Here is a 20,956-nt window from a genome sequence, read left to right as displayed (position 1 = left end):
GGCTGCCCGACCCGCTCCGTCGGGTGAGGACGCGCACCCGGACGCCGCCCACGGGAGGGCGGGTTCTGCCGGGAGGGGTGCGCCCCGGTAACCTTGCGGGCGTGAGCCTTCGACTGTTCGACACCGCGACGCGGGACGTGCGCGCCTTCATCCCTCAGACCCAGGGTGAGGTCGGCATCTACCTGTGCGGGGCGACGGTCCAGTCGGCGCCGCACATCGGGCACATGCGCTCGGCCGTGGCCTTCGACGTGCTCGTGCGCTGGCTGCGCCGCACGGGCTCGCGCGTGACCCTCATCCGCAACGTCACCGACATCGACGACAAGATCCTCGCCAAGTCCGCCGACGCCGGCGAGCCCTGGTGGGCGTGGGCCGCGACCTACGAGCGCGAGTTCACCGCGGCCTACGACGCCCTGGGCGTCGCGCCGCCCACCTACGAGCCGCGCGCCACGGGGCACGTCACGGACATGGTCGAGCTCATGCAGCGGCTCGTCGACTCCGGTCACGCCTACACGACCGGACCCGGCGACGTGTGGTTCGACGTGCGCTCGTGGGCCGACTACGGCTCGCTCACCAACCAGCGGCTCGAGGACCTCACGCCTGCTCCCGCGGACTCGGCCGAGGAGTCCCTCAAGCGCGACCCCCGCGACTTCGCGCTCTGGAAGGCCCCCAAGCCCGGTGAGCCGGCCACGGCCTCGTGGGACACCCCGTTCGGGCGCGGACGCCCCGGCTGGCACCTCGAGTGCTCGGCCATGGCCCACCGCTACCTCGGCAGCACGTTCGACATCCACGGCGGTGGCCTCGACCTGCGGTTCCCGCACCACGAGAACGAGCAGGCCCAGTCCCGTGCCGCCGGCGACGGGTTCGCCCAGTACTGGCTCCACTCCGCGTGGGTCACGCAGAGCGGCGCCAAGATGAGCAAGTCCCTCGGCAACGGGCTGCTCGTGCGCGAGGTGCTCAGCACGACCACCCCGGCCGTGCTGCGCTACGCGCTCGCCGCGGTCCAGTACCGCTCGATGCTCGAGTGGACCCAGGACACCGTGACCGAGGCCGAGGCCACGTGGGAGCGGCTCAGCGGGTTCGTGCAGCGGGCGGGCGAGCGCGTCGGGACGATCGACGCGGCCGACGTGCGCCAGGCCGAGCTCCCGGCGGCCTTCGTGTCCGCGATGGACGACGACCTCAACGTGCCCGCGGCCCTCGCGGTCGTGCACGAGCACCTGCGCGCCGGGAACTCGGCGCTCGCCGACCGCTCGCCGGCCGCGGACGCCGTCGCGCGGCACCACCTCGTCGCCCTCCGGGCGATGCTCGACGTCCTGGGGCTCGACCCCGCGGGCGAGCAGTGGGCCGACGCCGGGGACACCCGGTACCGGCAGGCGCTCGACGCGGTCGTCACCGCCGAGCTCGACGCCCGCGCGCAGGCACGGGCCGCGCGCGACTTCGCCACCTCCGACGCGATCCGGGACCGCCTCGCGGTCGCCGGGGTCGTCGTCGAGGACTCCAGCGACGGGGCCCGCTGGTCCCTCGCTGCACGCCAGGGCACCTGACCCGGAACCCTGGCCCCACGGCAGGACGGGCCCACCCGGGCCCAGGGTCCGCCACCACAACTTCACTCGCACACATCGACCGACGGGGCAGACCCATGGCTGGAAACTCACAACGACGCGGCGCGACCCGCAGCAGCAACAAGAAGGGCGCCGTCGCCGGCACGGGCGGCAAGAACCGCCGCTCCCTCGAGGGCCGCGGCCCGACGCCCAAGGCCGAGGACCGCACCTACCACAAGGCCCACAAGGCCAAGGTCGCCGCCGAACGCCGCGACGCCACCTCGACGGGGCCGCGCGCGCACGACGCCAAGAGCGCGGCTCGTGGCGGGCGCCCGAGCGGGCGCACGCCGTCGCGCACGACGCGATCGAGCAGCGCGAACGAGGTCGTCAACGGCCGCAACGCCGTGCTCGAGGCCCTCCGGGCGTACATCCCGGTCTCCGCGGTGTACATCGCCACGCGCCTCGAGGCCGACGACCGCACCAAGGAGATCCTGAACATCGCCTCCGGGCGCGGGTACAACCTCCTCGAGGTCACCAAGGCCGAGCTCGACCGCATGACCGACGGCTCGGTCCACCAGGGCGTCGCGATCCAGGTCCCGCCCTACGACTACGCCGACCCCGAGGACCTGCTCGACCGTGCGCACGAGGCCGGCGAGCCCCCGCTCATCGTGGCCCTCGACGGCGTGACCGACCCGCGCAACCTCGGCGCCGTCCTGCGTTCTGCGGGCGCGTTCGGCGCGCACGGCGTCCTGGTGCCCGAGCGTCGCGCGGCCGGCGTCACGGCGTCCGCGTGGAAGGTCTCCGCGGGAGCCGCGGCGCGCGTGCCCGTGGCCCGCGCGACCAACCTCGTGCGCACGCTGACCGAGTACAAGGCCGCGGGCTGCTTCATCGTGGGGCTCGACGGCGGCGGCCCGGTCGCCGTGGGCGAGCTCGCGTTCGGCAAGGACCCGCTCGTGCTCGTCGTCGGGTCCGAGGGCAAGGGCCTCTCGCGCCTCGTCCGCGAGACGTGCGACGTCGTCGCCTCGATCCCGATCCTCTCGGACGTCGAGTCGCTCAACGCCGGCGTCGCCGCCGGGATCTCGCTGTACGAGGTCGCGCGCCTGCGCTCCGCGGAGGACTGAGACACCGCGCCTCGTTCGTCCAGGGCGCCCCGTCGCACCACCATCCCGGTGGGGCGACGGGGCGCCCTGCGTCGTCGGGAGCCGGGCGACGCTCGGCGTGCGGGTGCGCCCTGGGACCGCCCGGGGGATGCTCGCGGGATGGACCCTCAGCCCGTGCACCGGCACTACAGGGTGCTGCTCCTGGTGCTGACGTTCTCGACGGGCATCATTGACGGCATCTGCTACCTGGCCCTCGACCAGGTCTTCACGGCCAACATGACCGGCAACGTGCTGATCCTCGGGATGGGGCTCGCGGGCGGCCCGGACGTGCCCACCGCCGGGCCGCTCGTCGCGCTCGCGGCGTACGTCGCGGGGGCGGCGGTCGCGGGGTTCGCGTTCAGGAACCAGAGGGCAGGCTGGCACCGGACGACGACGGGCCTGTTCGCGGGCGTCGGCGTCGGGGTGCTCGCTGCATCCGCCGTGGCCGCGGCGGTGGGCACCCCGAGGGGCTGGCACCTGCTCGTGGTCGTGGCCGTGCTGGGAGTCTCGATGGGGGTCCAGGCGGCGACCGCCCGACACCTGTCCGTCAAGGACCTGACGACCACCGTGGTCACCTCGACGCTCACGGGGCTGGCCGCGGACTCCTTCCAGGGCAGCCACGGCCGCGAGGCCTGGGTGCGGCGGGTCTCGGCGGTCGTCGCGCTCGGGAGCGGGGCCGCCGTGGGGGCGCTCGTGCTGCGCGCGGGAACCGGGGCAGCGCTGGTGGTGCCGGGCGCGATCGCGCTGGGCACGGCGATCGTGGGCGAGACCTACCGGCGCCGGGACCTCGCGGGGATGCGTTCGGCGCCCTCGCCAGGGCCGTCAGGACAGGAGTGAGAGGGCTGCCTGCCTCCCGACGCCCCGCCCCGATCACTCCTGGCGGTCGACCTCGCCCGGCGCGAGGCCCAGGATCGCCTTCTCGTCGGGTCGGTGCCGGAGCACGTTCTCGACGTAGGACGCCGTGGCCTCGGGCATGGGGATGTCCCGGCCGGCCTTCTCCGAGATGAACCAGCGGTGGTCGAGGATCTCGTGGAAGAGCTGGGCGGGCTGCAGCTTGCGCCGCAGGTCGCGCGGGACAGCCTGGATCGTGGGCTCGAAGACCCCGCTGAGCCAGTCGTGCGCGACGAACTCCTCGTCGTCGTTCTGGCGCTCGGCGGCCGCACGGTAGGAGTCGAGGTCGTTGAGCAGGCGGCGGGCCTGGTTCTCCTGGACGTCCAGGCCGGTGAGGCGCAGCAGGCGGCGCGCGTGGTGGCCCGCGTCGACGACCTTGGGCTGGATCTGGACGGTCGTGCCGTCGATGTCGGTCGTGATGGCGAGCTCGCCCACGTCGAAGCCCAGGTTGTTGAGCCGGTCGATGCGCGCGGCGACGCGCCAGCGCTCGTCCGAGGCGAAGGTCTCGGCGTTGGTCAGGGCGTCCCAGAGCTCGTTGTAGCGTGCGACGAGCGCGTCGCCCACGAGGATCTCGTCGATGTCCTCGTCGAGCAGCTCGCCCGCGGACAGGTCCATGAGCTCGCCGATGATGTTCGTCCGCGCGAGGTCCACGTCGTAGTTGCGCTGGCCGGGGCTCAGCTCGCGGTGCAGGTCACCCGTCTCGGCGTCCACGAGGTACGCGGCGAAGGTCTCGGCGTCGCGGCGGAAGAGCGTGTTGGACAGCGACACGTCGCCCCAGTAGAAGCCGACGAGGTGCAGCCGCACGAGCAGCACCGCGAGGGCGTCGATGAGGCGCGTCGCGGTGTCGGGCTGCAGGGCCTGGCTGAACAGCGCGCGGTAGGGCAGCGAGAACTGCAGGTGCTCGGTGATGAGCACGGCCTCGAGGCGTTCGCCGTTCGCGTCGCTCCGGCCTGTGATGACTCCCACGGGCACGACGCTGGGGACGTCGAGACGGCTGAGCTGGCGCAGCAGCTCGTACTCGCGGTACGCGACGGACTCGCCGATCTCCTTGATCGCGATGACGCGGCCCGACAGGCGCACGAAGCGCACGATGTGGCGCGAGATCCCGCGGGGGAGGGCGGCGAGGACGCTGTCCGGCCACTCCTCCAGGGGGATGTCCCAGGGGAGGTCGAGCAGTGCTGGGTCGGGGGCTGACGCGGTGATCTGCAGGTTCTGCACCATGACAGGTCCTTTCTCCGCGGTGGCCGTTCGCGTGCGGGGGCGTGGTGGCGCGGACGTTCCGCACCACCGGGAAGGATATGCGAAAGGGGCGGACCCGGCTGTCGCCGAGCCCGCCCCGTGTCGCTGTGGGTCAGCTGAGACGCAGGCCCGTCGCGGTCGAGAAGATGTGCGTGTTGCCCGGGCGGATCGCCACGTAGATGCGCTCGCCCTTGGCGGGCACGTTGCGCGGGTCGACGCGGACGATGATCTGGTTGTCGCCGGCACCCGAGTGGATGTCCGCGTTGGTCGCCAGGTCGCCCTTGAGGGTGCCGTAGACGAACGCGTCGGAGCCGAGCTCCTCGACGATGTTGACCTCGACCGGGAAGGCGCTCTCGTTGGCCTGCGAGGTGACCTCGAGCGCCTCGGGGCGGAAGCCGAGCGTGATCTTGCCCTTGTCGGCGTCGGTGAGCTTGGCGGCGACCTCGCGCTCGAGCGGGATGCGGGCCGGGCCGACCTCGGCCAGGCCGTTGTTCACGGCGAACGTGCCGAGGTTCATCGCGGGCGAGCCGATGAAGCCGGCGACGAAGACGTTGGCGGGGGTGTCGTACATGTCGCGCGGCGTGCCGACCTGCTGCAGGAGACCGTCCTTGAGGACCGCGATGCGGTCGCCCATGGTGAGGGCCTCGGTCTGGTCGTGCGTGACGTAGACGGTCGTGACACCGAGGCGACGCTGGAGCGACGCGATCTGCGTACGGGTCTGGACGCGGAGCTTGGCGTCGAGGTTCGACAGCGGCTCGTCCATGAGGAACACCTGGGGCTGACGGACGATCGCGCGGCCCATGGCGACACGCTGACGCTGACCACCGGAAAGAGCCTTGGGCTTGCGGTCCAGGTACTCGGTGAGGTCGAGGATCTTCGCGGCCTCCTCGACACGCTGGCGGATGTCCGCCTTGGGCGTGCCGGCGATCTTCAGCGCGAAGCCCATGTTGTCCGCGACGGACATGTGGGGGTACAGCGCGTAGTTCTGGAACACCATCGCGATGTCGCGGTCCTTGGGCTGCACGTCGGTGACGTCGCGGTCACCGATGAAGATGTGCCCGCCGTTGACGTCCTCGAGGCCCGCGAGCATGCGGAGCGACGTCGACTTGCCACAACCCGAGGGGCCGACGAGGACGAGGAACTCGCCGTCCTCGATGTGCAGGTTGAGCTGGTCCACCGCAGGGCGCTCGGTCCCCGGGTAGAGCCGCGTTGCGTGGTCGAAAGTGACCGTAGCCATGATGGGTACATCCCTCCACCGGCAGGTACGTGCCGGACGATCCGTTGTGTAGTGACGTGCCGCGCTTTCACGTGGTGCGTGTCTGCTGTGACACAGAAGAAGTCGAACCTCCAGGGCTTCCGGTCTCCCGGGGACCCGGTGGTCCGACGTCATCGTTGCTCGGCATCCTACCCCCGGTTCCTGAGTCCTCCGTCACACCCAGGTCACGTCCTGGTCACGGTCCTCGGGCGCCGGGGGAGGCGGATGCTCAGACGTCCAGCAGGTCGGCGAGCGTCGTCAGGACGGCCGCGGCCTCGGCGGGGTCGGCGACGCGGTACGCGGCGAGGGTCTCGCCCTCTCCCACCTTGACGCCCACGTCGGCCGGGCCGAGCACCGCGAAGGCTCGTTCGTCGGTCACGTCGTCGCCCAGGTAGAGCACCGCCGGGGAACCGAGCCGCTCGCGCAGCGCGTCGAGCGCGATGCCCTTGGAGGTGCTCGTGACCGCGATCTCGACGACGTTCTTCCCGGCCATGACGTGCGCGCCCAGTCGTTCGCCGAGCTCGACCGCCGCGGCCGTCGCGGCCTGGGCCGCGTCGGCGGGGGACAGCCGGGTGTGGAGCACCGCGGCCGAGGGCTTGTGCTCGACCCAGGCGCCCTCGACGGGGGACGCGATCTCCTCGAGGCCGGCGGTGACGTGGGCCAGGAGCTCGCTCTGCGCGTCGTCGAGGGTCACGGGGATGAGGCGGACCCGGGCTGCGCTGCCGTCGGCGCGCACGCGGCGCTCGTCGTCGGCCCCGTCGCGGAGCGGTGCGAGCACCTCGCCCGTCTCCGCGCCGTGGCTGCCGACGAGCAGCGCACCGGGCGGCGGCGAGGCGAGGTGCGCGAGGTCCTCGATCCGCCGTCCCGACACGAGCGCGACGCGCACCCGGTCGGGTCCGCACGCCGCGAGCCGGGCGAGCGCGAGGGCGGAGCCCGGGGTGGGACGGGACGCGAGGGGGTCGTCCCCGAGCGGGGCGAGGACCCCGTCGAAGTCGCTCGCCACGAGGACGGGGCCGGGCCGTGCGCCCGTGCGCGCCGTCCCGGCCGCGCTCGCGAAGGCCGCGAGGGCCGCGGTGAGGTCGGCGGCCCCGCCGGTCGTGGTGTGCTCGGTGCCCGACGGCGTCACGCGCCCTCCCCCTCGACGGGCACCTCGTCCGCTGCGCGGGACGGGGCGTGGGTGCGCGGGGTGTCGCGCGAGGGCATGGCCTGGAGCACGCCGAGGAACGACTCGGACCACTTGGAGACGTCGTCGGCCAGGACGCGGCGGCGCAGTCGGCGCATGCGCTTGCGCTGCTCGCGCACGTCCATGTTCGCGGCCGCGACGATGATGTCCTTCATGCCGTCGATGTCGTGGGGGTTGACGAGCAGGGCTCCGCCCGCGAGCTCGTCGGCGGCCCCGGTGAACTCGGAGAGGACCAGGACGCCGCGGTCGTCGGAGCGGGCCGCGATGTACTCCTTGGCGACGAGGTTCATGCCGTCGCGCAGCGACGTGACGAGCATGACGTCTGCTGCGAGGTAGAGCGCGGCCATCTCCTCGGGCGGGTAGGAGTGGTGCAGGTAGTGGATCGCGGCGTGACCGATCTCGGCGTACTCGCCGTTGATGCGGCCCACGAGGCCCTCGACCTGCTCGCGCAGCTCCTGGTAGGCGCCGACGTTCTCGCGGCTCGGGCTCGCGACCTGGACGAGCGTGACGTGCTCGACGTCGATGCGCCCGTCCTGCAGGATCTCGCCGTAGGCCTTGATGCGGTGGCGGATGCCCTTGGTGTAGTCGAGGCGGTCGACGCCCAGCATCATGCACTCGGGGTCGCCCAGGTCGGCGCGGATCTCGCGCGAGCGGGCCTGGACCTCGGGGGTCCGGGCGAGCTCGTCGAACGTCCGGGAGTCGATCGAGATGGGGAACGCGGCGGCGCGCACGTTGCGCGACGGGCGGTCCTCGGCACCGGGCACGGTCACGATGGGGCCGCGGGTCGTGTAGCCCGTGAGGCGCCGCACGGCGCGGATGAAGTTCGACGCGTCCCCGGCCCGCTGGAAGCCGATGAGGTCGGCGCCCAGGAGGCCGTCGATCACCTGGCGCCGCCACGGGAGCTGCTGGAAGAGCTCGAGCGGGGGGAAGGGGATGTGGTTGAAGAAGCCGATCTTCAGGTCGGGGCGCTGTTCGCGCAGCATGCGCGGCACGAGCTGGAGCTGGTAGTCGTGGACCCAGACGGTCGCGCCCTGCTCGGCCTGCGCGGCGGCGGCGTCGGCGAAGCGCTGGTTGACGCGGCGGTACGCGTCCCACCACTGCCGGTGGAACGCCGGGGGCGCGATGACGTCGTGGTAGAGCGGCCAGAGCGTGTCGTTGGAGAAGCCCTCGTAGTAGCGCTCGATCTCGGTCGCGGACAGCGTCACGGGTACCAGGCGCATGTCGTCGGCGTCGAAGGGGTCGACCTCGAGGTCAGGGGCGCCCGACCAGCCGACCCAGGCACCGTCCGACTTCTGCATGACGGGTTCCAGCGCGGTGACGAGCCCCCCGGGGGAGCGCTTCCAGTCGACGTGGCCCTCGTCGTCGACCGTGAAGTCGACGGGAAGCCGGTTGGACACCACGACGAGGTCGTAGCCGTCTTTGCCAGTCAATGGAGATCTCCTTGGTATTCGGTTGAACTTTGGTGAAACTCCACCCAGGTTATCGGTGTCGCGTCCTGCTTGCTCCCGGGAGCGCAGGGCACGGCCTCGATTTGTCGATACCTTGACACCATGGAGGAGGCCAGCAGCAGACCAGCCGACCCGGCGCGGAGCAACGGGGCCGCGCGGCGCGGCGGCCTGCCCACGGGCAGCGAGGTCGGCGGCTACCGCATCCTCGCCCGCCTCGGTGCCGGTGCCATGGGAGCCGTCTACGAGGCCGAGGACGGCGGCGGAAACCTCGTCGCGATCAAGTTCCTGCACGCACACCTCGACGTCGACGCGCAGGGGCGCGAGCGCCTTCGCCGCGAGGCCGTCGCGCTCCAACGGCTGCGGCACCCCGCGGTCGCGCAGATCCTCGACGTCGAGCTCGACGGCTCCGAGGCCTTCATCGTGACCGAGCTCGTCGACGGCCCGAACCTCGAGGAGGAGATCGCGACGGGCGGCCCGCTCGACGCACGCGACCTCTTCGAGCTCGCGGACCAGCTCGCCGAGGCGCTCGAGGCGGTCCACGCGGCCGGGGTCGTGCACCGCGACCTCAAGCCCAGCAACGTCCTGGTGACCCAGAACGGCCCGGTCCTCATCGACTTCGGCATCGCGCACGGGCTCGACGAGGCGCGCGCCACGTCGACCGGTCTCGTCATGGGCACGCCCGGGTACCTGGCCCCCGAGCTGCTCGAGGGTGCGGCGCCCAGCGCCAACAGCGACTGGTGGGGCTGGGCCGCGCTGCTCGCGTTCGCCGCGACCGGGCGGCCGCCGTTCGGCATGCGCCCCGTCGAGGCCGTGCTCGCCCGGGCCCGGACGGGGGAGGCGGACCTCGACGGCCTGGGCCCCCGCACGGCCGAGGCGCTCGCGGCGGCGCTGCGGGCGGACCCGGCGACCCGCCTCGGCCCCTCGGAGGTCGCGGCGGTCCTGCACCGCGCGGCGCAGGGCGGCGACGGCCCGACGGCGTCGCTCGCCACGGGCGCGACGGCGGTCGTCCCGCAGCAGTTCGGCGGAGGCGGGACCGCCCGCGGCGGGGGCGGCGCGGCCGGTGGTGCGGCGCTCGCCGGTGCCGCCGCCGTGGCGGCCGTCGGCGGGACGCTCGCGGCGGCCGAGCGGGCTGCCGCCGTGGGGCCCGCGGGCGCTGCTGCCTCGAACGGGGCCGGCGGCGCGGCCGGGGCCGCGGCGCCTGTCGTCCTGCCCGCCTCGGCCGGTGACGTCCAGCCGACGAGCGTCGTCCCGACCGTCCGCTCGGCCGTGCCCGTGCCGCGGCCGACCCCGCCTGCGCCGTCGATCCCGCCCCTCGCCGCGACCCAGGTCATCGCGAACGACGGCCGGACCGTCGCGGTGCCCACCGTGCCACCGGCACCACCCGTACCTCCTGCCGCGAAGCCCGCTGGCCTGCAGCCGACCGCGGTGCAGCCCGCCGTCCAGCAGCCCACCCTGCGGCAGCCTGCCGTACCTGTAGCGCCGCCCGGGGCGTACCCGCCGGCGCAGGGCCCGTACCCTCCGCCGACCCAGAACCCGTACGCGCCGCAGCCCGCGCCGCCCGCGAACGCTCCGCCGTCGGGCGGGAAGAAGAGGCGCGGCGCGCAGGCGGCCGAGCGCGAGGGCGGGGACCCGCTCGACGCGTTCGGCCGCCCCCTCGGCGTGATCTCCGCCCCCGGCTACGCGCGCCCCGCCCACCGCCGCCGGGCCGGGACCGTGGCTGCGCTCGGGCTGCCGCTCGTGCTGCTCGCCGGGTCGCACCCGGGCCTCGCGTTCGTGCTGCTCGCGCTGGTCGTGGTCGTGCTGCGCGTGGTCGGCGTGGGCGCGGACTCGCTCCACGGCCGCCGCGAGCGCAAGGGAGTGCAGCGCGGCGACGGGGCACGCACCGCGATCGCCGTGCCCTGGTACGCGCTGCGCGCCGTCGTGGGCGCGGTGCCGTCCCTGCTCGTGGCGCTGTGCGGGGGAGTGCTGCTCGTCGTGGGCTCGTGGTGGCTGCTCGCGCCGGGGATGCTCGTCCTCGCGCCCCAGCAGACGGTCGAGGCCCGCTCGGTCGGCGGTGCCAACGAGTCCTGGGTCTTCACCGTCGTGCTGTGCGCCGCGATGGCGGTCACGGTGCTGCTCGCCTGGTTCGGGCCGCTGTCCGGCCTCACCCGGTACGGGGCGCGCACCACGCTCGCGCACGTCGCGCCCGGTCGCGTCGGGGCGATCTTCCTGGTGCTCGCCGGGCTCGTGCTCGCGGCGATCGTGCTCTTCTCGCTCGGCGACGGCACGCCGATCGACTGGGCGCCCTTCCCCGGTCCGCCGCCGAGCCTGTGAGTCCACGTGCCTCACCGGAAACTCTCAGACAGCGCGGGTACCCTGACCCCGTGACCAGGACGTCCGCCCCGGGAGCGCCGACCGGCGCGACCTCCGGGACAGCCCCGAACGAGGCCGCGACCGCGGCCCGCTCGCGCGTGCGCACGGACGGCCCCGAGCGTCTGCTGACGCGGTCGCTGACCGCCGCGACCTCGCTCGTCGTCGCCGGCTTCCTCCTGGTCGTCGGGACCCTGACGCTCCTCGCGGACCGTGGTTTCAGCCTCGTCCACCAGTGCGTGCCCGCTCCGGGCGGCTGGGGCGTCGCGGGCGTGCACCTGGCCCTCCTGCGGGAGACCGCCGACTGCCCCGCCGGGACCGCCGCGCTCGGGGGAGACCCCGCCCGCGTCGTCACCGTCGTCGGCGTGCTCGCGCTGCCCGTGCTGCTCGCCCACCTCGCGCTGCTGCTCGCCGGGTGCGGGCTGGCCGCCGTGGCCCTGCGCGTCCGGGACCGGCTGACCGCCGTCCTGAGCCCGCGCCGCGCGGTCGCCCTGCTGCGGGCGCCGCTCGCGCCCGTGGCCCTCTCGTGCCGCCAGGTCGTGCGGTCCGCGACCAAGGTGCTGCACCATCTCGCGCTCGCCGCGGTGCGCTCGCTTCGCGGGCCACCTGCCGCGCTCGCGGCCGCCTGACGACTCGATCCCGACTCGTCACCGCCGCGCGACCAGGTGCCACCCGCACCCTGGGCTCGCGTGGCACGGACCGCTACCCTCGCGACCAGTGCGGCCCTGAGCGGGACCGCGCCACCACACGACTCCAAGGACTCCCATGTCGAACGAACCCCGTCAGACCAAGGCCGACCGCCGCGACGCGGCCCGTGCCGAAGCCCTCGCGCTGCGCGAGGCGCAGGCCAAGCGCGACAAGCGCAACCGTGCGATCACCATCGGCGCCCTCGTGGGCGGCCTCGCCGTGCTCGTCGGCGCCTTCCTCTGGGTCTTCATCCCCGCGATGAACCAGAAGGAGGCGCGCACCACCGCCCCCATGACCGGTGTCACCGCGCCCGCCACGGCCAACGACACGGGCGGCATCCCGATCGGAAAGGGCGGTGCCGCCGGGAGCAGCACCGAGGGTGCCGTCGAGCTCGGCGTGTACTTCGACTACATGTGCCCCATCTGCGGTGACTTCGAGGCCGTCAACGCCTCCTCGATCGACGAGATGCGCGAGGCCGGCGACATCACCCTGGTGCAGCACCCGGTCGCGATCCTCAACCGCATGGCGAACGCGCAGGAGTTCTCCACCCGCTCGGCCGCTGCTGCCGCGTACATCGCCGAGCACGCCCCCGCACAGTTCAACGCGTTCAACGAGGCGATGTTCGCCAACCAGCCCGAGGAGAACAAGGAGACCCTGACCGACGCGCAGATCGCGGAGATCGCCAAGACCGCGGGCGTCCCGGCCGCCGTGGCCGACAAGATCGCCGCGGGCGACGCGGTCAAGGAGTTCGGCGACTGGGTCGAGGGCGCGACCAACCTCGCCACGCAGAACCCCGACCTCGCCAACCCGCAGACCGGTGGGTTCGGCACGCCGACCATCACGATCAACGGGGAACGCTGGGACGGCAACTGGACCGACCCGGCCGAGCTCAAGAAGGCCGTCGAGGCAGCCAAGGGCTGATCCGCCCGGTCGGCGTCCGTCCCAGGTGAGGGACGGACGCCGACCGCCTGCTCGCCGCGCGTCCACCGCGCGCGCAGCACCCGGTAGGCTGTTCGCGCACCTCACGGTGCCGCTGCCCTCGGGTGGCGTGCCGCCTTAGCTCAGCTGGTAGAGCACTCGCCTTGTAAGCGAAAGGTCGTCGGTTCGAACCCGACAGGCGGCTCCGGTCCCACGACGAAGGCCGGCGTCAGCACGGGGGCCTTGGGCTCGCGCAGGTCGCCCGACGAGTGGCCCCGCAGGCGCCGCGTCGCCCACGGGTACACGTGCACGCGCACCCACTCGGCGTTCTGCCGGGCACGGTCGAGGAGCGGGACGGGCGGCAGGGGAGACAACGGGTCGTCCCACGCGACGTCGTCGGGCGCCTGGCCCAGGCCCACGAGCGCGGCCTGCGCGACGCGCCGGTGCCCGTCGGGCGTGAGGTGGATGCGGTCGTCGGACCACATGCGCCAGTCGTGCAGCGACGCCATGCCCCACAGGTCCAGGACGTGGGCGCCGTGGCGGCGCGCGATCGACCAGATGTGGGCGTTGAACACGCCCACCCGTCCGCGCGTGAGGCCCACGAGGGGCGAGCCCGACGTGTCGAAGCCCGTGCCCAGCAGGACGTCGATGCCCTCGGCGCGCAGGCGTCCCACGGCGTGGTCCAGGTTGCGGGCCAGGCGGTCGATGTCGGCCGCGGGGCGCAGGATGTCGTTGCCCCCGCCGATGAGGCTCACCAGGTCGGGCTTGAGCGCGAGCGCGGCCGGTACCTGCTCCGAGAGGATCGAGCGCAGGAGCCGGCCGCGGATCGCGAGGTTGGCGTACTCGAGCGGGGCGTGGCCTGCGGCGCTGCGTCGCGTCGACAGGTGCCCTGCGAGGAGGTCGGCCCAGCCGCGCTGGCGGTCCGGGTCGTTCGGGTAGGGGTCCCAGAGACCTTCCGTGAACGAGTCGCCGATCGCGACGTAGCTGGCCCAGCGGGGCGCGTTGTCTCTGTCCGGGTGCGAGGTGGTCACCGTTCCATTGTGTGACACGGGCCGCGCTGCGTCCCGGGGATTCCCGACGGCGCCGCGCGACCGGTCCGACGACGTAGCGCGGCCGGGGCCCGGCGAGGTGCGTCAGGCCGTCGGCAGCGTCCAGTCGACGGGCGCCGACCCCTGGGCCACGAGCAGCTCGTTGACGCGCGAGAAGGGCCGCGACCCGAAGAACCCGCGGCGCGCGGACAGGGGGCTGGGGTGCGCGCTCTCGACGACCGGGGTGTCGCCCAGGAGGGGCTTGAGCGTCGCGGCGTCACGGCCCCAGAGGATCGCGACGAGCGGCTGGTCGCGGGCCACGAGGGCGCGGATCGCGGCCTCGGTGACGACCTCCCAGCCCTTGCGGCGGTGCGAGCCGGTGTCGCCCGCGCCGACCGTCAGGACCCTGTTGAGCAGCATGACGCCCTGGTCGCTCCACGCGGACAGGTCGCCGTGCACGGGCGTGGGGGTGCCGAGGTCGGTCGCCATCTCGGCGTAGATGTTCTGGAGCGAGCGTGGGACCGGTCGCACGTGCGGCTGGACCGAGAAGGACAGTCCCATGGCGTGCCCGGGAGTCGGGTACGGGTCCTGGCCCACGATCAGGACGCGCACGTCGGCGAGCGGTCGCTGGAAGGCGCGCAGGATGTCCGACGGCGCCGGCTCGTACGGGCGTCCGGCCGCCGCTTCCGCGCGCAGGAAGTCGCCCACCGCCCGGAGCTGGGGCTCGACGGGGGCGAGCGCCTCGGCCCAGTCGGGGGCCATGATCTCGGCGAGCGGACGGTGGGGCGCGCCGGCGCCGGCCGCGCCGAGCGGCGGGCCGGCCGGGCCGGCCTGGTCAGCCTGGTCGGCTTGGTCGGCCTGGTCAGAGGTGACGGACGGGGCCTGCTCGAGGGACCCCGAGGACGGTGGCGTCGCGAAGCTGTTCACGCGGCGAGGGTACGCGAGCGGGTGAATGACACGGGTGTCGTTCGCGCGTAGGCTGGTGCGGTCCAGGTATCCGCTCCGTGAGCGGGCCGCGTCCCGACGAGTGAGGATCCCGCCCATGAGCGAAGCGTTCGCCGCGACCGAGCACCTCGTCGCGCCCGCCGAGGCGGACGACGCGCCGGCCACGGACTCGGGGCTCTCGGCCCGCGACCAGGAGATCCTGGCCTTCGAGCGGCAGTGGTGGAAGTACGCCGGGGCCAAGGAGCAGGCGGTCCGTGAGCTCTTCGACATGACCGCGACGCGCTACTACCAGGCGCTCAACTCCCTGATCGACTCGCCGGCGGCCCTCGCGCACGACCCGATGCTCGTCAAGCGGCTGCGTCGGATGCGGTCCACCCGGCAGCGCGCACGCTCCGCACGTCGCCTCGGCGACATTTAGTCGCTGGGCCAAGTCGGGCTAACCTGTCGCCGTGAGCAAGAGCGATTACCCCTACGCGCCTGACGAGTTCGACGTCCCCGCGCCCGAGGGCGCGCCCGTGGGGGTCTATCGCGCTCCACGCAGCGGCTGGAGCAAGACCTGGCCCTTCCTCCTCGTCGCGGTGATCTTCGCTGGTCTCGCGGTCGGCGGGGTCGCTGCCATCTCCGGTGGGTTCAGCCAGAAGCCTTCGGCCGAGGCGGAGCAGCCCGCCGCGCAGCCCCCGGCCGACGACGCGGGTGCCGAGGAGCCTCCGGCGGACGACGGAGCGGCCGAGGAGCCTCCGGCGGACGGCGAGGAGGCCGAGGAGCCCCCCACCACGGAGGAGACGCCGGCACCTCCCGCCACGGACGTCACGGCCCTGCTCGCGGCCGCGGACAAGGGCGCGTACGTCCGCGTCCTGAACGACGACGGTCCCGAGGGCGAGTCCCGCGTCGGCAAGGACGCGCTCCAGGCGAAGGGTTTCACCAAGGTCGAGTTCGCGCCCTACCCCGGTGACTCCGGGCTCGCGGCCAACACCGTCTGGTACACCGCGAACCGCAAGGAGACGGCGACGGCCGTCGCCGCGGTCCTCGGCATCCCCGCGGAGCAGATGACCCAGACGCAGGTGCGCGAGGGCGACGTGGTCGTGGTCGTGAAGACGGCGCTCACGCCCGCTCCCTGATCAGCCGCTCCAGGTCCTTCACGCTCGGCGGTCTGCTTTCCTCGTGTGACCCGGGCCACTAGGCTCGGACTCGTCCCGGGGCACGACGTGTCTCGACGTCAGCACCGCACGAGGAGACGCAGATGGCACAGGGCACCGTCAAGTGGTTCAACGCCGAGAAGGGCTTCGGGTTCATCACGCCGGACTCGGGCGGGCAGGACCTCTTCGTCCACTACAGCTCGATCCAGAGCGACGGCTACCGCTCGCTCGACGAGGGTCAGCAGGTCGAGTACGAGCAGGGGCAGGGTCAGAAGGGCCCCCAGGCCGAGCAGGTGCGCGCGCTCTGAGTGCCGTGACCCCCGCCCGGCACCTGACCGAGGTGGACGTCGTCGTCGTGGGTTCGGGTCCCAACGGGCTCGCGGCGGCCGTGACGTGCGCCCGGGCCGGGCTGTCCGTGCGCGTCCTGGAGGCGCAGCCCACGGTCGGCGGGGGCTCCCGCACGCTGGACCTCGGGCTGGCCGAGGGCATGGTCCACGACATCTGCTCGGCCGTGCACCCCATGGCGTGGGCGTCGCCGTTCTTCCAGGCGTTCGACCTGCCGTCGCGCGGCGTCGAGCTGCTCGTCCCGGAGGTCTCGTACGCCCAGCCGCTGCCGGGCGGCCGCGCGGGGATCGCCTTCCGGGACCTCGACCGGACGGTCGACGGCCTGGGGCCCGACGGCGCCGCGTGGCGCTCGCTCCTCGGCTCGCTGTCCCGGAACCCCGGGCACGCGGTCGCGACGGCGCTCGGTGACAAGCGCAGCGTCCCCGCGGGCCTCGTTCCTCGTGGGATCCCGACCGCGGCGCGTTTCGGCCTCGGGGTCCTCGAGCAGGGCACGGGGCTGTGGGACCGGCGCTTCGTGGGCGACGTCGCACCGGCGCTCCTCACGGGGGTCGCCGCGCACGGGATCGCCCCCGTGCCGTCGCTCGCCTCGGCCGGGGTCGCGATGCTCCTCGCCTCGCTCGCGCACTCCGAGGGCGGCTGGCCGATCCCGCGCGGTGGTTCGGGAGCGATCGTGACCGCGCTCGTCGCGGACCTCGAGGCGCACGGTGGCCAGGTCGTGACCGACCACCCGGTCCGCTCGGAGTCGGACCTCCCGCCCGCGCGCGCGATCATCTTCGACACGACACCGCGCACGGTCGTCGAGGTCTTCGGGTCCCGCCTGACCGGCCGGGCCGCGCGCGCGCTCACGGCGTTCCCGTACGGCAACGCGGCGGCCAAGGTCGACTTCGTCCTGCGCGGCCCCGTGCCGTGGAAGCACGCCGACGTCGGACGGGCGGGCACCGTCCACGTCGGCGGCACGCGCGCCGAGATGGCCGCGGCAGAGGGCGCTGTCGCCGAGGGCAGGCACGCCGAGCGTCCCATGGTGCTCGTGAGCGACCCCAGCGTCGTCGACCCGTCGCGCAGGGCGGGGGACCTCCGCCCCCTGTGGGCCTACGCGCACGTCCCCGCTGGCTCGACCCTCGACGTCACCGAGGCGATCACCGCACAGATCGAGCGCTTCGCACCCGGCTTCCGCGACGTCGTCGTGACCTCGCGTTGCGTACCCGCAGCGCGCATGAGCGAGCACAACGCCAACTACGTGGGCGGGGACATCGCGGCGGGGGCCGTCAACCTGTGGAGGGTGATCGCCCGCCCGACGGCACGGCTCGACCCGTACGCGACCGGCCTCGACGGGGTCTACCTGTGCTCGGCCTCCACACCACCGGGACCGGGGGTGCACGGGCTCGGCGGCTGGTACGCGGCCCAGCGCGTGCTGCGGCGCGAGTTCGACGTGCCGCACCTGCCTCGCCTGGCTCCCTGAGGCTCCGGACTCAGGGCAGCGTCGCTGCTGCGGCGCGCTGGTCCTCGAGCTCGACCAGGGTCAGCACCACGAGCGCCGAGCTCCACGTGAGCGGGGCGACCGCCGCGGGCGAGCCGTCCGCGAGGACCTTCTCCGGGATCGCACCCGAGGCCGTCCGGTGGGTGGCGAGCCAGTCGAGCCAGCTCTCGGCGACCTCGACCTCCCCGGTCGAGGCCCCGGCCAGCGCGAAGAGGGCCGTCTGGGGCGTCCACGAGATGCCGTCGGTGCGCCAGCCCGCCCCTGGTGCGACCCCGCCCGCGGGCCGGAGCATGGACATGACCGACGACCGCCACGCGTCCTGCGCCCCGGCAAGGGCCGTGGGCTGGAAGGGCGGCAGGGTGAACGTCGTCGCAGCATCCTGCGGACCTCCCGACGCGTGGCGCGGGTATCCCTGGGGCCCGAACCGTTCCTCGACCGCCGTCCGCAGGCGGGCGGCGGCACGAGCGGCGTCGGCGGCCGGTGCCCACTGCTCGCCGTCGGCGTAGATCGAGCGAGCGGCTTCGAGACCGGCGAGCAGGGGGGCCGCGGTGCCGAGCGTCAGCTCGGTCGGGTGGACCTCCCAGTAGTCGCTCGACGGCGGAGGGAGCGCCGTGTCCTCGTCGAGGACGCCCAGGACGTAGTCCGTCGACGCGTCGACGAGAGGTGCGAGCCGAACGCGCGCCGCCGCACGGTCCTGGGGGTCCTCGATCGCGTCGACCACGGTCCAGGCGGACCACAGGGCCCACCCGTTGCCGTCGGACTGGCTGCCGCGGTCGTCGGGCACGCCCGCGGCGTCGGGCCGGTAGCGCGCCTGGAACGACCCGTCGGCCTCCTGGACCGAGCGCAGGAAGTCGAGCACCCGCAGGGCGTCGTCGACGTGCCCGGTCCGCGCGTAGGCGGCCGCCGTGAAGGACGCGTCCCGCGGCCACACGAAGCGCCACCTCGGGGAGGGGGCGGCGAGCGAGGCGCCGTTCTCGAGCGTGAGGGCGTGCAGGTCGAGCAGCGCGTCCTGGCCGAGGGCCGCGAACCGGGTGCCTTCCCCGGGGACGTCGCCTGCGGCGAGCCACGCGCGCGAGGCCTCCGCGGCACTGGCGGCGGCCTCGGCGTCCTGGAGCTGGTCCGTCGCGAGCGGAGGGCCGGCGATCACGGTCAGCCGGTCGACCTCGCCGTCGCGGGGGTCGAGACCGCCTGCGAGCCACCCAGGGTCGAGAGCGGCAGGGTCGAGGACCCTGCTGCCGTCGAGGTAGGTGGCCGCCATGCCGTCCGGGAGGCGCAGCAGCGAACCGTCCCCGGCCGTCGCGACACCGTCCTGGTAGAGGTCGACGTGCACGTCGGTCGGGCGGTGGGCCGGGGTCGCGCCCGCGGTCACGAGCACCACGACAGGGGCGATCGCTGCACCCAGCACCGCCAGTCGCCACCGCGTCGTCGCGAACCTCACAGTGCGCATCCTAGGACGAGCCGGACGCTCGTCGTTCCGCTACGGGCGATAGGGGGTGCCTGGTCTTGCACTCGCACCGGCCGAGTGCCAATAATGGCGTTAGCACTCTCGTCATGAGAGTGACAGTTTTCTCTGGTCGTCAGGTGAGGCCCGCGAGTCGGCGTGACATGAACGTCGGCGTGCGCGAGCCGTCCGTCGCGGGCGCCGACCGACCGTCACACGCCACCAGCGGAGGATCAATCCCCATGGCAAAGATCATCGCCTTCAACGAGGAGGCTCGTCGCGGGATGGAGCGCGGGCTCAACGTCCTCGCCGACACCGTGAAGGTCACGCTCGGCCCCAAGGGCCGCAACGTCGTCCTCGACAAGAAGTGGGGCGCGCCCACCATCACCAACGATGGTGTGAGCATCGCCAAGGAGATCGAGCTCGACGACCCGTACGAGAAGATCGGTGCGGAGCTCGTCAAGGAGGTCGCCAAGAAGACCGACGACGTCGCGGGTGACGGCACCACCACCGCGACCGTGCTCGCCCAGGCGCTCGTGCGCGAGGGCCTGCGCAACGTCGCGGCCGGGTCCAACCCGATCGCCCTCAAGCGCGGCATCGAGAAGGCTGTCGAGGCCGTGACGGCCCAGCTGCTCGTCGCCGCCAAGGACATCGAGACCAAGGAAGAGATCGCCGCCACGGCCGCGATCTCGGCCGGTGACCCCGCGATCGGCGAGCTCATCGCCGAGGCCCTCGACAAGGTGGGCAAGGAAGGCGTCATCACCGTCGAGGAGTCGAACACGTTCGGCCTCGAGCTCGAGCTCACCGAGGGCATGCGCTTCGACAAGGGCTTCCTGGCCCGCTACTTCGAGACCGACCCCGAGCGTCAGGAAGCGGTCCTCGAGGACCCGTACGTCCTGATCGTCGAGTCGAAGATCTCGAACGTCAAGGACCTGCTGCCGCTGCTCGACCAGGTCATGAAGGCCGGCCGCAGCCTCCTCATCATCGCCGAGGACGTCGAGGGCGAGGCCCTGGCCACCCTCGTGCTGAACAAGATCCGTGGCACCTTCAAGTCCGTCGCCGTCAAGGCTCCGGGCTTCGGCGACCGCCGCAAGGCCATGCTGCAGGACATCGCGATCCTGACCGGTGGCCAGGTCATCTCCGAGACGGTCGGCCTCAAGCTGGAGACCGCGACCCTCGACCTGCTCGGCCAGGCTCGCAAGGTCGTCGTCACCAAGGACGAGACCACGATCGTCGAGGGTGCCGGCGACGCCGACCTCATCGCGGGTCGCGTGAACCAGATCCGTTCCGAGATCGAGAAGTCGGACTCCGACTACGACCGCGAGAAGCTCCAGGAGCGCCTCGCCAAGCTCGCCGGCGGTGTCGCTGTCATCAAGGCCGGCGCCGCGACCGAGGTGGAGCTCAAGGAGCGCAAGCACCGCATCGAGGACGCCGTCCGCAACGCGAAGGCTGCCGTCGAGGAGGGCATCGTCGCCGGTGGTGGCGTGGCCCTCATCCAGGCCGGCGCCGTCGCGTTCGAGACCGCTGCGATCACCGACCTGGTCGGCGACGAGGCGACCGGCGCGCAGATCGTGCGTGCCGCGATCGACGCTCCGCTCAAGCAGATCGCGATCAACGCCGGTCTCGAGGGTGGCGTCGTGGCCGAGAAGGTCCGCAACCTCCCCTCGGGCCACGGCCTGAACGCCGCGACCGGCGTCTACGAGGACCTGCTCGCCGCAGGCGTCAACGACCCGGTCAAGGTCACGCGCTCCGCGCTGCAGAACGCTGCGTCCATCGCAGCGCTCTTCCTGACGACCGAGGCCGTCGTCGCGGACAAGCCGGAGAAGAACCAGCCGATGCCGGGTGGCGACGGCGGCATGGGCGGCATGGACTTCTGATCCGTCCGCTCACGCGGCCGGGCTCCTAGGAGCCCGCGCAGCTGGCACGAAGGGCCGTCC

17 protein-coding genes, 1 tRNA gene and 1 pseudogene are annotated in these 20,956 nt (G+C 73.3%); 12 read left to right on the top strand and 7 right to left on the bottom strand.

The features are described 5' to 3' along the window. The first annotated feature begins 101 nt into the window (after window positions 1-101). The 3 genes from cysS to H9640_RS04540 all read left to right on the top strand — a co-directional run bounded on the left by cysS (window position 102) and on the right by H9640_RS04540 (window position 3,514). Window positions 102-1,541 carry a cysteine--tRNA ligase gene (gene cysS, locus H9640_RS04550; protein WP_191789547.1) on the top strand — a complete coding sequence of 480 codons (1,440 nt, stop codon included), beginning with the start codon at window positions 102-104 and terminating at the stop codon, window positions 1,539-1,541. Window positions 1,542-1,636: 95 nt separating this feature from the next. Beyond that, window positions 1,637-2,659, top strand: a complete 1,023-nt coding sequence (gene rlmB / locus H9640_RS04545; RefSeq protein WP_191789546.1) for a 23S rRNA (guanosine(2251)-2'-O)-methyltransferase RlmB — start codon at window positions 1,637-1,639, stop codon at window positions 2,657-2,659. A 138-nt stretch (window positions 2,660-2,797) separates the two neighbouring features. Further along, window positions 2,798-3,514: a DUF1275 family protein gene (locus H9640_RS04540; RefSeq protein ID WP_191789545.1), complete on the top strand. Its 717-nt coding sequence runs from the start codon at window positions 2,798-2,800 to the stop codon at window positions 3,512-3,514. A 33-nt stretch (window positions 3,515-3,547) separates the two neighbouring features. Here H9640_RS04540 and H9640_RS04535 read toward each other — a convergent pair whose 3' ends face one another. From H9640_RS04535 to otsA, 4 genes are all read right to left on the bottom strand, one after another. Continuing rightward, entirely contained in the window at window positions 3,548-4,789 is a 1,242-nt protein-coding gene (locus H9640_RS04535) for a DUF4032 domain-containing protein (RefSeq protein ID WP_191789544.1), read from the bottom strand. 130 nt (window positions 4,790-4,919) lie between these two features. Further along, window positions 4,920-6,044 (bottom strand): ABC transporter ATP-binding protein, encoded by a 1,125-nt coding sequence (locus tag H9640_RS04530; RefSeq protein WP_191789543.1) that lies wholly within the window; start codon window positions 6,042-6,044, stop codon window positions 4,920-4,922. Between the two features lie 247 nt (window positions 6,045-6,291). Next, window positions 6,292-7,188, bottom strand: a complete 897-nt coding sequence (gene otsB, locus H9640_RS04525; protein WP_191789542.1) for a trehalose-phosphatase — start codon at window positions 7,186-7,188, stop codon at window positions 6,292-6,294. Further along, the gene (gene otsA, locus H9640_RS04520) at window positions 7,185-8,675 is read right to left on the bottom strand and encodes an alpha,alpha-trehalose-phosphate synthase (UDP-forming) (protein WP_225226723.1); all 1,491 of its coding nucleotides are present in this window, start codon (window positions 8,673-8,675) and stop codon (window positions 7,185-7,187) included. Before otsA ends, otsB begins: the two co-directional genes overlap by 4 nt. A gap of 120 nt (window positions 8,676-8,795) precedes the next feature. Between otsA and H9640_RS04515 the strand changes: the two genes are divergently transcribed. The 4 genes from H9640_RS04515 (at window position 8,796) to H9640_RS04500 (ending at window position 12,852) form a co-directional block, all read left to right on the top strand. Continuing rightward, complete coding sequence (locus tag H9640_RS04515) at window positions 8,796-11,006, top strand: protein kinase domain-containing protein (RefSeq protein ID WP_191789541.1); 2,211 nt, start codon at window positions 8,796-8,798, stop codon at window positions 11,004-11,006. A 50-nt stretch (window positions 11,007-11,056) separates the two neighbouring features. Further along, window positions 11,057-11,671, top strand: a complete 615-nt coding sequence (locus H9640_RS04510) for a hypothetical protein (protein WP_191789540.1) — start codon at window positions 11,057-11,059, stop codon at window positions 11,669-11,671. A 136-nt stretch (window positions 11,672-11,807) separates the two neighbouring features. After that, window positions 11,808-12,650, top strand: a complete 843-nt coding sequence (locus H9640_RS04505) for a DsbA family protein (protein ID WP_191789539.1) — start codon at window positions 11,808-11,810, stop codon at window positions 12,648-12,650. 129 nt (window positions 12,651-12,779) lie between these two features. Then, window positions 12,780-12,852, top strand: a tRNA-Thr gene (locus tag H9640_RS04500). A gap of 19 nt (window positions 12,853-12,871) precedes the next feature. On the opposite strand, the pseudogene H9640_RS04495 reads toward H9640_RS04500, so the two are convergent. Together H9640_RS04495 and H9640_RS04490 are read right to left on the bottom strand one after the other, a co-directional pair. Continuing rightward, window positions 12,872-13,696 (bottom strand): annotated as a pseudogene (locus H9640_RS04495) (SGNH/GDSL hydrolase family protein); the annotation flags it as partial. Between the two features lie 84 nt (window positions 13,697-13,780). Beyond that, the gene (locus H9640_RS04490; protein WP_225226752.1) at window positions 13,781-14,437 is read right to left on the bottom strand and encodes a uracil-DNA glycosylase; all 657 of its coding nucleotides are present in this window, start codon (window positions 14,435-14,437) and stop codon (window positions 13,781-13,783) included. A 280-nt stretch (window positions 14,438-14,717) separates the two neighbouring features. Between H9640_RS04490 and H9640_RS04485 the strand changes: the two genes are divergently transcribed. From H9640_RS04485 to H9640_RS04470, 4 genes are all read left to right on the top strand, one after another. Continuing rightward, window positions 14,718-15,038 carry a DUF3263 domain-containing protein gene (locus H9640_RS04485; RefSeq protein ID WP_191789537.1) on the top strand — a complete coding sequence of 107 codons (321 nt, stop codon included), beginning with the start codon at window positions 14,718-14,720 and terminating at the stop codon, window positions 15,036-15,038. A gap of 31 nt (window positions 15,039-15,069) precedes the next feature. Further along, window positions 15,070-15,738: a LytR C-terminal domain-containing protein gene (locus H9640_RS19565; RefSeq protein WP_191789536.1), complete on the top strand. Its 669-nt coding sequence runs from the start codon at window positions 15,070-15,072 to the stop codon at window positions 15,736-15,738. A 122-nt stretch (window positions 15,739-15,860) separates the two neighbouring features. Beyond that, a complete protein-coding gene (locus H9640_RS04475; RefSeq protein ID WP_191789535.1) occupies window positions 15,861-16,064 on the top strand; it encodes a cold-shock protein in 204 nt (67 codons plus the stop codon). A 5-nt stretch (window positions 16,065-16,069) separates the two neighbouring features. Beyond that, entirely contained in the window at window positions 16,070-17,560 is a 1,491-nt protein-coding gene (locus H9640_RS04470; protein WP_318243641.1) for a phytoene desaturase family protein, read from the top strand. A 10-nt stretch (window positions 17,561-17,570) separates the two neighbouring features. Here the strand turns inward: H9640_RS04470 and H9640_RS04465 are convergent, their stop codons facing one another. Then, window positions 17,571-19,025: a glycoside hydrolase family 15 protein gene (locus tag H9640_RS04465; RefSeq protein WP_191789534.1), complete on the bottom strand. Its 1,455-nt coding sequence runs from the start codon at window positions 19,023-19,025 to the stop codon at window positions 17,571-17,573. A gap of 236 nt (window positions 19,026-19,261) precedes the next feature. Between H9640_RS04465 and groL the strand changes: the two genes are divergently transcribed. Continuing rightward, window positions 19,262-20,896, top strand: a complete 1,635-nt coding sequence (gene groL / locus H9640_RS04460) for a chaperonin GroEL (protein WP_056645303.1) — start codon at window positions 19,262-19,264, stop codon at window positions 20,894-20,896. The last annotated feature ends 60 nt before the right edge of the window (window positions 20,897-20,956 follow it).

The sequence above is a fragment of the Oerskovia gallyi genome, from assembly GCF_014836745.1.
In the GTDB taxonomy this organism is placed as follows: Bacteria; Actinomycetota; Actinomycetes; order Actinomycetales; family Cellulomonadaceae; genus Oerskovia; species Oerskovia paurometabola.
Note: the sequence above shows the minus strand (reverse complement) of the source record. Positions and strands in the feature narration are given on the sequence as shown.

Excerpts from the sequence above, each read along its gene's own strand:
- rlmB (WP_191789546.1), top strand. The coding sequence starts at position 1,637 with ATGGCTGGAAACTCACAACGACGCGGCGCGACCCGCAGCAGCAACAAG.
- H9640_RS04540 (WP_191789545.1), top strand. The coding sequence starts at position 2,798 with ATGGACCCTCAGCCCGTGCACCGGCACTACAGGGTGCTGCTCCTGGTG.
- H9640_RS04535 (WP_191789544.1), bottom strand. The coding sequence starts at position 4,789 with ATGGTGCAGAACCTGCAGATCACCGCGTCAGCCCCCGACCCAGCACTG.
- H9640_RS04530 (WP_191789543.1), bottom strand. The coding sequence starts at position 6,044 with ATGGCTACGGTCACTTTCGACCACGCAACGCGGCTCTACCCGGGGACC.
- H9640_RS04515 (WP_191789541.1), top strand. The coding sequence starts at position 8,796 with ATGGAGGAGGCCAGCAGCAGACCAGCCGACCCGGCGCGGAGCAACGGG.
- H9640_RS04505 (WP_191789539.1), top strand. The coding sequence starts at position 11,808 with ATGTCGAACGAACCCCGTCAGACCAAGGCCGACCGCCGCGACGCGGCC.
- H9640_RS04490 (WP_225226752.1), bottom strand. The coding sequence starts at position 14,437 with ATGGCCCCCGACTGGGCCGAGGCGCTCGCCCCCGTCGAGCCCCAGCTC.
- H9640_RS04485 (WP_191789537.1), top strand. The coding sequence starts at position 14,718 with ATGAGCGAAGCGTTCGCCGCGACCGAGCACCTCGTCGCGCCCGCCGAG.
- H9640_RS04475 (WP_191789535.1), top strand. The coding sequence starts at position 15,861 with ATGGCACAGGGCACCGTCAAGTGGTTCAACGCCGAGAAGGGCTTCGGG.
- H9640_RS04465 (WP_191789534.1), bottom strand. The coding sequence starts at position 19,025 with ATGCGCACTGTGAGGTTCGCGACGACGCGGTGGCGACTGGCGGTGCTG.
- groL (WP_056645303.1), top strand. The coding sequence starts at position 19,262 with ATGGCAAAGATCATCGCCTTCAACGAGGAGGCTCGTCGCGGGATGGAG.